Genomic DNA, 12,082 nt, shown 5'->3' on the forward strand with positions numbered 1-12,082 from the left:
TTGAAAAATCAGCTTTGAAACGCTTCGGGCTTTTGATGCTTATCTAAATTTCTCTGCTCCTACATTCCCTGGCCATTCTCTACTGTGGTAACCCTACTAGACCGCCCGGCTACATCAAAGACAGCCAACTTTACTGTGCCTTTTTCTGAAATGGGCCCAGAATAGATTTTGCTTTTAGCGGTAGGCGTGGTTCCATCGGTGGTGTACCGGATGGTAAAGCCGGGCATTTGCACGTTGGCGACCACTTTGCCGTTCTGAACCGTGGCACCCACGGTAGGGATGCGGTAATTAAACCCACCGGCGTAGTAGCTCAAGCGCGGCAGTTCGCGTTTGCCCAGAATGTTCGTAAATTCAGACCAATCCTGCTGATAGGCTGCTTTGCTCTGCGCTGACTCTGGACTTGAGGCCCAGGATGGATCTGGTGCCCAGGCACGTTCGGCTAAGCCCAGGATCTTCGGCAAGATCATGTACTCCAGGCGCTCAGGCGACAAGATGGTCTCGCTCCAGAGCGGTGCCTGCAAGCCTACAATGTTGGCCCGGGCTTCGGGTTTCAGTTGTTCTTTTCCGGCGAACATGGCGGTGGAAGTAAGCGGTTTGTTTTCCTCGTTCACCTTGATGCTCTTCATGTAATCGAAGGGGATGAAGTAGAACGCTTTGTCCACATCGGTGTAGCCGCCCCAGTACAGGCCGTCTTCCTCGTAGGCTTTCTGGTAGGCCAAGTCCATGTAAAAGTGCGACACGTTGGTGAGCACCACTTTATAGCCGGCGTTGGCCATGCGGTAGGGCAAATCCAGGTTGGCGCCCAGGTTGTTCCAGACATCCACATGCACGTTGTCCTTCACATACTCGGGGTTGGCGGCGTAACTCAACCGACCGTTGGTTCTGATCTTGCGCAAACCTACTTCCTCCCAACCTGATAGGTACAGGTTGCGGGCCTTCAGCATATCATTAAGTTTCCCGAAGTAGTAATACCACAGATCATCAATGGTTTTCACGTTGGTGTTAGAGGCCATCAGGTTCTGCACTACCGGCGACTTTTCCCATACACCGTTGGGCACCTCGTCACCCCCGAAATGGATGGTCTGTATTGGCGCTCCGGCTTCTTTGTACATGGCCAGCAACTCATCGGTCACTTTCTCCAGGAAATTGTAGGTAGACGGCAGCGCCACATTGATGACGTTGTCGTTAAAATACTGCACCGAGCGGTACACCGATTTATCGTTCAAATCGCGGAGCAGGTATTGCTCAGCCTCGGCTTTCTTGCCTTCCTTCATGAGCCGCTCGTAGCGGGCATCCATGGATTTGATGGCCGCGCGGGCGTGGCCGGGCGTTTCCACCTCCGGAATAACCTTAATGTGGCGGTCTCGGGCGTACTTAAGAATCTCCACGAAATCTGCCCGGGTGTAGTAACCGCTACCGGTGGTGTTGTTCACGTCAGGGCCGGAGGCGTAAGACGGTTGCAGGAAATTTTTCTCGTCCAGGGTGTGTCCACGGCGACCGCCCACTTGGGTGAGTTCCGGCAAGCCGGGAATCTCAATGCGCCAACCCTCGTCATCGTTCAGGTGGAAATGGAACACGTTCAGCTTGTACAGTGCCATCAGATCCAGCAGTTTCAGCACTTCCTGTTTCTGGTGGAAATTACGAGCCACATCCAGCATGAACGCACGGTGCCCAAACCGGGGCTCGTCTTTCACCTGCACACCCGCTAGCTCCACCGAGGTTTGTTTCTTCGCCAAGGCCGATGGCGGCACCATGGTTTTCAAAGACTGCGTACCATAGAAAGCACCCACTGGCGTGGTGGCCGAGATTACGATCTCCTGTGGGGTTACTGTTAATTCATACCCCTCAGGTCCTAACCCTTCTTTCTTCTGCAGGCGGATGGCTTTGCCGGTGCCTGAGGATTTCACCTCAGGCTTCTGCCCGAAGATGGTACCCAGATGCGCTGATAATAGAGAAGCCTCGTTCTGGAAAGCAGCCGGGGCCACCACGGGAACGGTGCCCGTCAGGGTAAAGCCTTTGCCCGTTTCTTTGTACTGTGCCGGAGTAGGGAAAACCTTCGTCAAGGTCTCGGCCGGAATGTCTTTGATGCTGCTGTTCTGCTGGTAGATGTCTTTGGGTTCTACCCAGCCAATTGCGTTGTGCGTAGGTTTAATGATGTTATAGTTCTCGACGGTGAAGCCTTGGGTTTTGTCTTTGTCCCACACCAGGTAAAAGCCTCTGGGCGCTCTGGACACGTTCACAATTTGCCCGGCCGCCACAAACTCCACCCGAGCCGTAGCGCCGGGAGCAAGTTCTTTGAAGTTGGCTGTGGGCACCATCCGGAGCAAGTCCCCGTTGATAGGCTCCACGTTTACTCCTGCATTGGTTTCTCTTGGTTTGAAGGAAGGCGAGCAGTGAAAGTACAGACTCCAGCCCGAGGCCGGCAACGCTTCCTTCCCGGTATTCTTGAACGTCAGTGCCGAAAGCGTCTGGTTTTTCCCTTGGTGCTTCTCCTCTATGACTTCCCAGGTCAAACTCACCTGGTTTGTGGTGGCTTTGCTGGCGGCTATCTGCGGCGAAGCGGTTTGGGAAGCATTCGGTTGATTTTGCCCGGAGGAGCAAATAGACAGCAGGCTCATGGAAAGGACAAGGAGGTGTTTCATCTAGGGGCGTCTGTTATAAGAACAATGAAAAGCGCAACGAAAAAGAAGTCAAGAACAACGGCATTTTAGACCTTGTTCTTGGAAGGTTAAATATATCACAACCCAAGGAAATTCTTGTTTTTGGGTGCGTTTATTCTGATTTAACGAACATGCTGTTCCAATACTATCTCTTACGGAAGAAAAGAACTATAAAAAAAGCCGTTTTGCCCGTGATTTCACAAAATCACGGGCAAAACGGCTAACCATTCTTTGGAGCAAACTACTAAGACAAAAGGATGCTAGTATTATTCATTGGCACTTAGGTATTTTGATGGCGAATAGCTTTTGTAGCTCCACTAAATCCTCTATCTACAATTTGGAAACACCGCCCGACACCACAAATTTCATGACCTCACTGCTAGGAATTTCAAGGTACGTTACGTTTTCACGAGCCACTAAAAAGAGCTCGCCCGAAAAGTTGTAGGAGTGCGGAAAGTAAACTGCCACCTTATCTGACAAGTTAACCGCATCCATGGAAAGCTGCGTCACGAAGCCCAGTTTGTAGGTGTCATTGTACTGGGTCATCTTCACCAGCACCGGCTGATTGAATTTCTGGTTCTCGCCCACAAACGCATCGAAGAGGTCTTTAAGCGAGGAGTAAATCATGTTCACCAGCGGCAAACGGCTCATAATGCGCTCCGTGAGCACAAAGAAAGGTTTCACCAGGAAAGAAGAGCCAATATACCCTACCAACGTGACCAGCAGGACGATGAGCAGTAAACCCAACCCGGGATAGTTCAACCAAAACAGATCATCTAACCAATTGATGACGGCCAGTATGATGTAGATGGTTAAGGAGATAGGAGCTACAATCAGGAAACCGTTCAGGAAATAGCGTAAAATTCGTTTCATACACAGGAAGATAGTAAAAAAGCCCCGTCTCCGGGGCTTTCAAATATACTGAGTCTCTAATATTTTGTTCTAAGAATTATGCAGTTACCGGGTGTTGCGCCTGAATGGCATCGGCTACTTGCTGCATGAGCCACATTGGGGTGGAGGTAGCTCCGCAGATCCCTACAGAATTGGCGTCTTTAAACCACTCCATGTCCAGTTCCTCGGCGTTCTCCACAAAGTAGCTTCTGGGGTTTACCCGCTGGCAAACCGCATATAAGGCTTTGCCGTTAGAGCTCTTTTTGCCGCTCACAAACACCACCACGTCATGATTTTGGGCAAACTTGTCTAGCTGCGGCTCACGGTTAGACACCTGACGGCAAATGCTGTCATTTGCATCCAGGTCAAAAACCTCAATGCCATTGGCCTTCACCGCCGCTACCCGTTCTTCTATCAGTTCTTTCATCCGATAGAATCCTTTGGTGCTTTTGGTGGTCTGGCTAAAGAGGGTGATAGGACGCGTATAATCCAATTTATCTAAATCCTCCTCGGTCGTGATCACGATGGCTTCGTTGCCGGTCTGGCCAGCCAACCCGATCACTTCGGCGTGTCCCTGCTGGCCGTACAACACAATCTGGCCGTTGTGCGCTTTCACAGAGTCGTAGGCATGCTTTACGCGGTTCTGCAGTTTCAGCACCACCGGACAAGAGGCATCAATAAGCTCCAGGTTGTTGCGCAGGGCCGTCTGGTAGGTTTCTGGCGGTTCGCCGTGCGCTCTAATGAGCACCTTGCAGTCCCGGAGTTCTTCCAACTGCTCACGGTCAATGATGCGCAGGCCCTTATTATATAAACGTTGCACTTCCATGCTGTTGTGCACAATGTCACCCAGGCAGTACAACTCAGATACTTCCTCTAATTCATCTTCGGCCATCTGAATGGCGAATTCTACCCCAAAACAGTAGCCCGAATTCTTGTCTATGGTTACGTTCATATACTAAGGTAACAATCTGTTTACTGGGCAAGTTCTTTTTGCAGCAACGCGGAGGCCACCAAATCCAGCACAAAGTCTACCTGCTCATCTATGGTAATATAGGAAGTATCCAGCAGATGCGCATCTTCGGCCCTCTTGAGCGGGCTCTCAGCGCGGGTAGAGTCAATAAAATCGCGTTTTTTCAGGTTCTCTACAATCTCATCAAAGGGCACCATCTGCTTTTTCTCAAACAGTTCCTGCTGGCGACGGCGGGCCCTGATCTCCACGTCGGCGGTCATAAACACCTTCACCTCGGCATCGGGGAAAACGGCAGTTCCAATGTCACGGCCATCCATTACCACGCCGCGGCGCTTGCCCATTTTCTTCTGCTCGGCCACCATGGCATGGCGCACGGCGGGCAGCACGCTTACTTCGCTCACCTTGTCTGAGATATACATCTTCCGGATCTCGTCTTCCACGTTCAGGCCGTTCAGGAACACCTCATTGCGGCCGGTTTTGGGGTTCCGATGGAAGGTCACCTCAATGTTGTTCAACGCTTCCTGCACCTTCTTGGGGTTGGTGAGGTCTACGTAATGCTCTAAAAAGTAAAGGGTAACGGCCCGGTACATGGCGCCGGTGTCTATGTACGCGTAGCCTAGTTCTTGTGCCACTTGCTTGGCGGTAGTGCTTTTACCGCACGAAGAGTGCCCATCCAGGGCTACAACAATCTTCTTCATACCAGTGCCTTAGGGTAAATAAAATTAGCAGTCTTTGGTGGGGCAGGGTATTCCTTTGCCCGAGCGCTGATGGCGCTGGAAACTCTTGGTTTTCTTGCTCAAGGAGGTAGACTTGCGCGTACAGGCCGGGCTTACCGCACCCAGCAGCAAGCACCACAGCAACCCTAGGGAAAAAATCTTTCTCAAAACCATTAACTTTGACTGCAAAGATATACGTAATCTGCCGGAACCACTACGGTTTTTACGGGCCCGCCCGTTTCCGGATCAATTTTCTGCAAACTCCTCAAAAACATACCATGGCTACATCCAGATTCTACAAATTGAGCGGCAACATCATTGATGTGCTGCACCAGGAAATCTACCAAGGCACCCTGGAGATCATGGATGGCCAGATTGCCCGCATCGTGCGCGAGCCTGTGACAGAAACCCATTACCTACTACCAGGGTTCATTGACGCGCACGTGCACGTGGAGAGTTCTATGCTGGTGCCCTCTGAGTTCGCCCGACTGGCCGTGCCCCACGGCACCGTGGCCACCGTCTCAGACCCGCATGAGATTGGCAACGTTCTTGGTCTGAAAGGCGTGGAGTACATGCTGGAGAATGGGAAGAAAGTACCGTTTAAGTTTTTCTTTGGGGCTCCCTCCTGCGTACCCGCCACCCCGTTTGAAACGGCCGGGGCCGAGATCACCCCCGAGGACATTGAGGAGCTATTTCAGCGGCCTGAGGTGAAATACTTGGCCGAGATGATGAACTGGCCAGGCGTCTTGAACGGCGATGACCTGGTGATGCAGAAAATCACGCTGGCCCAAAAGTTTGACAAACAGGTAGACGGCCATGCCCCCGGCCTTCGCGGCGAAGAAGCCCAAGCTTACGCCGCTGCGGGCATGACCACCGACCACGAGTGCTTTACCGCTGAGGAAGCCAAAGACAAACTGGCTGCCGGCATGAAAATCCTTATCCGGGAAGGCAGCGCCGCCAAGAACTTTGAGGCATTGATTGAACTGATCGCCGACTACCCCGACAAGATCATGTTCTGCTCCGATGACAAGCACCCCGACAACTTGGTGGAAGGCCACATAAACGAACTGGTGAAACGCACCCTAGCCAAAGGCCATGAGTTGTTCCACGTGCTTCAGGCCGCCTGCGTGAACCCGGTGCACCACTACAAACTGGAGGTGGGCCTATTGCAGGAAAAAGACCCCGCCGACTTTATTATCATAGACAACCCGGAGCAGTTCAACGTGCTCAGAACCTACATCAATGGAAAGTTGGTAGCCGAAAATGGCCAGAGTAAGATTGAGTTCACCCCTAGCGAGATCATCAATAACTTCCACGCAGAACCCAAAATGGTAGACCAGTTCGTGTTCCCGGCGCAGGATGCGGTGAAGATCAGGGTCATTGAACCGTACAACGGCCAACTGGTCACGGGCATGCTGTTTCTGGACCCGAAAATTGAAAACGGCAATATTGTGAGCGACCTGGCCCAAGATGTCCTGAAAATGACGGTGGTCAACCGGTACCAGAACACCGCCCCTGCCCTAGCCTTCATCACCAACTTCGGGCTGAAAAGCGGCGCCATTGCTTCCAGCGTAGGGCATGACTCGCACAACATCATTGCCGTAGGGGTAGACGATGAAAGCCTGTGCCGTGCTGTGAACCTGTTGATTGAGGCCAAGGGCGGCATCTCGGCGGTAAACGGGGAGCGGGAAGAGGTGTTACCTTTACCGGTAGCCGGCATCATGTCTCCTGAGGATGGGTATTGGGTAGCCCAGCAGTACGCCAAACTGGACCTTGCCGCCAAGCACATGGGCTGCACCCTTACCTCGCCTTTCATGACGCTGTCGTTTATGGCCCTTTTGGTGATTCCGGCCCTTAAACTGAGCGACAAAGGTTTGTTTGACGGCCAGCACTTCCAGTTTGTGGACGTGACCTGCGCTACCCTGGAAGGAAAATAGCACCGCCACTGATTTCAGGGGGAGCCTTACCGGCACAGCCTTCTATTTGGAATGAAATCTAAGTAAAAGTGCCTCTTTGTTAATCGGGTTTTATCCCCTTTCCGAGTGAGATAGTACTGGTTGGCAGAATTTTTGCACTTAGGTAAGTAACCATTCCTCCGGTTGGCCGGTAAGCAGTATGTTGGCTTTGAGATAAGGCCCTGCGAACCTCCGGAAGAATGCGTTATTTAGCCTGAAAAGCACTGGTCTCTTCCGTATTGTCACCTACTAAACACACGCTTGGCAACAGACATTCTCCTTTTTGTGGTTGGAATTTTGGTCAGCACCTTCGGGACTATGGTGGGTTTTGGGGGCGGTGTGTTTATGGTACCGATCCTGATCATGTTTTTCCAGTTTCCTATTGAGCTGGCGATAGGCACCGCCATGACGGCCTTGCTGCCCGCTGCCCTGGTCTCGTCCATCTTTAATTTTAGGGAGAAAAGCATTGATTACGTGGTAGCTTCGCTGCTGCAGTTTCCGGCTATGGTAGGTACTCTGGTGGGGGCCTTTTTGGTGGCGTACATGCCCGTGCTGCAGATGCAGATTCTGTTCTCGTTGTTTGTGCTGGTGGTGGGCATCTACATGCTTGCCACCTATAAACAGAAGCAGAAACGCCAGAAGGGCATGATGTACCGCATCAACCGGATGCCTACTTCCTTTATCCGGAAAAACCACCCTAAGCACTTGGCGTACCGACTGAACGGAAGTTTGATGGCGTTTTTTGGGCTGTGCACCGGTACTATTGCCGGGCTTTTCGGGATTGGCGGAGGGTTTCTGCAAACCCCTATCATGATCAGGGCCTTCAAGATTCCTTCCCAGATTGCCATCTCCACTTCCCTGTTCATTTTGATCGTTACCAGCCTTTCGGGTATTTCCTCGCATTACTGGCTGGGGCACATAGATTGGGCCAAGAGTATGCCGCTGATGTTGGCTTTTGCCTTAGGGGCACTAATAGGCAAGTCCATCAAGGGCCCCCAAGCCACCAGCCAGCAGTTTTCTGAGAAGATGATTGGGGTGGGTTTAATGCTGGCCGGGATCAGTGTCATGGTCCATATCTTCCTCAAATACGAATTCTAAGACTTTCTCACGGGTGGTCGGCTCTTAAAAATAAACGTTATGAGCCTGTTTTGGATAAAGCAGGCTCATAACGCTTGGAAACCTCTATAGGTATGTTTTACCCTTTAAACCTTTACTCTGAAGCGCCTAGAAAATGAGAATCCAGAAGGTCCTGCACTTTTTGCGTGGTGAGCGGTTTGGTCAGGTAGGCGATGTTGCTAGCCGCGGCCCGCTCGGTATCCTGGCTGTGCTCTGAGGTAGACAGCAGGGCCAGCACAATATCTTTGGTAAATTCTGGGTTCAGTTTCTCAAAAAGAGAGAGGAATTCAAAACCATTCATCACCGGCATGTTGATATCCAACAAGATAAGCGAGGGCTTAAAGTACTCAGAAGAAGCCTCGTAGTTTCCCTCACTGATGTTGTAGAGATAATCAAAAGCTTGTTTCCCGTTCCGGAATTCCTTGATTTTTTCGCTTATCTGCATCCTATTCAGCAACCGCTGGTTCAGGAAGTTGTTGGTATCATCGTCGTCAATGAGCATGATGCCCTTCAGTTTTTTCATATCCGTGCGCTGGTCTCTTGGTCATGGTTCACAAAAAACAGCAGAAACGTGGTCCCTTCTCCGGGTACGCTTTCCACCTCCACTTTTCCGCGGCTGTTGTCCATGATGCGTTTGATAATATATAACCCGACGCCACTGCCTTCTACGTGGTCATGGAAACGTCGGAACAAAGAAAACAAATGTTGGCCGTATTGGGCTAAGTCAATCCCGATGCCGTTGTCCTGCACCCGTAACACCAGGTAATGGTCTTGCAAACTGGTGGAGAGACTGATATGCAAAGGCCGCTGGGCATCTCGGTATTTGATGGCATTGGAGATGAGGTGCGTAAGGAGACTGAGGAGGTTGTCTCTCGAAAACAACACCTGCGGAGCAGCGGAGAAATCGGCGTGCACGTTTGCCTCCGAAATGCGCAGAGGCTCAGCCAGCCGCTCCTTCACTAGTTCCAGCACCTGCTCAAAAGGCACCAGGTCTAAGTGCCCGTCTTCAATAGGTCGCTGTATCCGGCTGATCTCAGTGATGTTGTCCAGCTTGCGGTAGATGTTGGACACGGAGTCATCCAGGCGGCTGAAAAGCTGGCTTACCTCCTGGTTACCGGGAGGCAACTCCTCCCGGATGGCTTCCACCAGTCCGGCCACGTTCAGCACCGGTCCCCTTAGGTCACGGGAGGCGTAGTAGACAAAGTCATCCAGGTCGGCGTTCTTCTTGATTAGCTCGTAGTTTTTGGAAATCAGCTGTTTTTCGGCGCGTTTTCGGTTTTCAATCTCCTTCTCCAGTTCGCGGTTAGCTGTGATAGCCTGGGCGCTGCGTTTCTGCACCCGAGCTTCTAGTTCTTGCTGGGTTTCGCGCAGTTTTGCCTCAGCCTTTTCCCGCTCCTCAATCTGCTCTTTGAGCTCTAAGTTGGCTTTCTGCAGCTTTTTCTGGCTAGGTATTGCCAGCAGACCCGGAATGGCCCTAAACAGCAGGTATACCCCCACCAAAGCCACTACCCCAAAGACCAGTCGTAAGACCAGCAGGGTCTCGCCGCCGCCAGAGGCTCCCCAGAAGCTGAGCGCATGAATGCTCCCGCCCATCAGAGCGATAAGCCCAAACAGCGTCAATACCACTTTGCGCTCCCGCTCATCGCGCTGGAACGCCAGATAAAACAGAATGGCGGCTACCAGGAGGTAAGCCGTCACCACCAAAAGCTCTCCCACTAACGCTAAGCTTTCTGAGCCAGAAAACTCTGCCGGAGCAATTGCCGAATTAGGTTCTAAAATCTGAAATAAAGGCACTGCTTTTTGTCTTGAGATGGATGGTGTGCTTAAAACGGCCACTCGCCGCACAAAGTTACCAACGAAAGCGGTTAGCGAACCCAAGGCCGGTTCTGGACTGCTCTAAACGAAACGGCCACCTGTCTGGTAGGCAGGTGGCCGTTTCGGGCTTGTTTAAGAAAAACAGGCCTAAAATCTTATGCGTTAGTCCAGGTAACCTTGGGCACGCATCCAGTCGTCGTTGTAGATTTTTGCCAGGTAACGGGTTCCGTGGTCAGGCAGTACCACTACCAGCACATCGTCCTCGGTTAAGTGCTCGCGGGCATATTCCAACGCACCATGTACCGCAGATCCGCAAGACCAGCCCACAAACAAGCCTTCCTCCTTGGCCAACCGGCGGGTCATAAGGGCTCCGTCTTTATCAGTTACTTTGATGAAAGTGTCAATTAAATCAAAGTTCACGTTCTTGGGCAGGATGTCTTCGCCAATACCCTCAGTGGCATACGGGTAAATTTCCTCCTCATCAAAGATGCCGGTCTCTTTGTATTTCTTGAACACCGAGCCATAGGTGTCAATGCCTACCACTTTCAGGTCTGTCTTCTGTTCTTTGAGGTATTTGGAGATGCCGCAGATGGTACCGCCCGTGCCCACGCCAGAGGCGAAGCAGGTGATTTTGCCCTCAGTCTGCTTCCAGATCTCAGGACCGCTGGTGTCATAGTGCGCCGCGGTGTTGGAAAGATTATCGTACTGGTTCGGGTAAAACGAGTTAGGGATCTCCTGGTTCAGGCGCTTGGCCACGGAGTAGTAAGAGTCTGGATGTTCAGGCGCCACGTTGGTAGGACACACCACCACCTCAGCACCCACCGCTTTCAGGATGTTGATCTTCTCCTGGCTCTGCTTGTCAGACATGGTGAAGATGCATTTATAACCTTTGGCGATGGCAGCCAGGGCAAGCCCCATACCGGTATTACCCGAGGTACCCTCAATGATGGTGCCGCCTGGTTTCAGAATGCCCGCTTTCTCGGCGTCTTCCACCATGCGCAGGGCCATGCGGTCTTTCACGGAGTTGCCCGGGTTAAAGTACTCTACTTTCGCAAGCACCGTGGCCTTTACTCCGTCTGTGACGCTGTTCAGCTTCACCAGCGGCGTGTTGCCAATGGCTTCAATAATATTGTTGAAATACATACTTCGTGTCTTGGTTATTGACTCTTAGAATCAGCCACAAAGGTAAGCAATTTTTTCAGACCTTATGGGACTGGGCTTCTGGTTACCAGCGCGGATCATAGAAACTGGTGGTGTCTCTGAAGAAGCGGTTGTACCGCAAACGGGCCTGCCTAATGGAGTCTTGCCGCATCATAATGCGCTCCAATTCCTTTTGCCGCTCGCGCTCCTCCATGAGTTTAGCAACGCGGGTGCGCTGCCGGCCCTCCTTAGAAAACTGCTCGTACAGGAAACTGATGGGACTGGTAATAATATCTGGTGGTGTGGGCGGACCTGGCGGAATGATGATGCGGGGTACCGTTACGTTCATCCTAGGTTTAGGTGGGGCCGGGCGCGGCTTCATGTTCCTGAGCACCCGGTCTACTTTCTCCGGCGACAAAGGCGATACTTTCACCTCTCTTAGTTGCACGCTTTCTTCCTGCAGCAAAATGTTCACCCGCAGTTCTGTCACACTGCGCAACGAAGGCACATAGGTTTTCTCTTTGAAACCCAACGCCCTGAATACCAAGGTATCTGCTGAGGTGATTCTGATCCGGAAAGCACCCTGCTCATTGGTAGCCTGGCCCTGGCCGGTGGATTTCAGGTACACCGATACCCCTGCAATGGGCTTTTTGTTGTCTTCTCGCAGCACCTGCCCGCTTACCCAGATGTTGTGCCCCTGGGTCTGGGCAGAAGCCTCGCGCCAGCCTAGCAGACCTGTCATAAAAAGTATTAAAAAGCAGAAATGCTTACTCATAGATCACTGAAGGGCAGAAATAGCAATGAAAAAGGCTTGCCTTT

The 12,082-nt window shown here is 51.8% G+C and carries 10 protein-coding genes and 1 pseudogene; 2 read left to right on the top strand and 9 right to left on the bottom strand.

The window, feature by feature from the left end; all coding sequences use genetic code 11:
- Positions 1-59: 59 nt before the first annotated feature.
- The 5 genes from ACW9SV_RS03330 to ACW9SV_RS03350 form a co-directional block, all read right to left on the bottom strand.
- Positions 60-2,642 carry a family 20 glycosylhydrolase gene (locus tag ACW9SV_RS03330; protein ID WP_479555317.1) on the bottom strand — a complete coding sequence of 861 codons (2,583 nt, stop codon included), beginning with the start codon at positions 2,640-2,642 and terminating at the stop codon, positions 60-62.
- Between the two features lie 348 nt (positions 2,643-2,990).
- Positions 2,991-3,533: a DUF502 domain-containing protein gene (locus ACW9SV_RS03335; protein ID WP_479555318.1), complete on the bottom strand. Its 543-nt coding sequence runs from the start codon at positions 3,531-3,533 to the stop codon at positions 2,991-2,993.
- Positions 3,534-3,609: 76 nt separating this feature from the next.
- Positions 3,610-4,503, bottom strand: coding sequence for a 4-hydroxy-3-methylbut-2-enyl diphosphate reductase (locus tag ACW9SV_RS03340; RefSeq protein ID WP_479555319.1), 894 nt, complete (start codon positions 4,501-4,503; stop codon positions 3,610-3,612).
- Between the two features lie 20 nt (positions 4,504-4,523).
- Entirely contained in the window at positions 4,524-5,219 is a 696-nt protein-coding gene (gene cmk, locus ACW9SV_RS03345) for a (d)CMP kinase (RefSeq protein ID WP_479555320.1), read from the bottom strand.
- Positions 5,220-5,243: 24 nt separating this feature from the next.
- Positions 5,244-5,405, bottom strand: a complete 162-nt coding sequence (locus tag ACW9SV_RS03350) for a hypothetical protein (protein WP_479555321.1) — start codon at positions 5,403-5,405, stop codon at positions 5,244-5,246.
- Positions 5,406-5,515: 110 nt separating this feature from the next.
- Here ACW9SV_RS03350 and ade point away from each other — a divergent pair, with 110 nt between their 5' ends.
- Both ade and ACW9SV_RS03360 read left to right on the top strand, forming a co-directional pair.
- Entirely contained in the window at positions 5,516-7,174 is a 1,659-nt protein-coding gene (gene ade, locus ACW9SV_RS03355) for an adenine deaminase (protein WP_479556508.1), read from the top strand.
- Positions 7,175-7,453: 279 nt separating this feature from the next.
- Positions 7,454-8,290: a sulfite exporter TauE/SafE family protein gene (locus ACW9SV_RS03360; RefSeq protein ID WP_479555322.1), complete on the top strand. Its 837-nt coding sequence runs from the start codon at positions 7,454-7,456 to the stop codon at positions 8,288-8,290.
- A 112-nt stretch (positions 8,291-8,402) separates the two neighbouring features.
- Here the strand turns inward: ACW9SV_RS03360 and ACW9SV_RS03365 are convergent, their stop codons facing one another.
- From ACW9SV_RS03365 to ACW9SV_RS03380, 4 genes and pseudogenes are all read right to left on the bottom strand, one after another.
- Positions 8,403-8,831 carry a response regulator gene (locus ACW9SV_RS03365; protein WP_479555323.1) on the bottom strand — a complete coding sequence of 143 codons (429 nt, stop codon included), beginning with the start codon at positions 8,829-8,831 and terminating at the stop codon, positions 8,403-8,405.
- Positions 8,828-10,102 carry a sensor histidine kinase gene (locus ACW9SV_RS03370; protein WP_479555324.1) on the bottom strand — a complete coding sequence of 425 codons (1,275 nt, stop codon included), beginning with the start codon at positions 10,100-10,102 and terminating at the stop codon, positions 8,828-8,830. Before ACW9SV_RS03370 ends, ACW9SV_RS03365 begins: the two co-directional genes overlap by 4 nt.
- A gap of 186 nt (positions 10,103-10,288) precedes the next feature.
- Positions 10,289-11,266: pseudogene (locus ACW9SV_RS03375) on the bottom strand (PLP-dependent cysteine synthase family protein); the annotation flags it as partial.
- An 82-nt stretch (positions 11,267-11,348) separates the two neighbouring features.
- Complete coding sequence (locus tag ACW9SV_RS03380) at positions 11,349-12,005, bottom strand: carboxypeptidase-like regulatory domain-containing protein (RefSeq protein WP_479555325.1); 657 nt, start codon at positions 12,003-12,005, stop codon at positions 11,349-11,351.
- Positions 12,006-12,082: the final 77 nt, after the last annotated feature.

It is taken from the genome of Rufibacter sp. JT20002 (assembly GCF_056491185.1).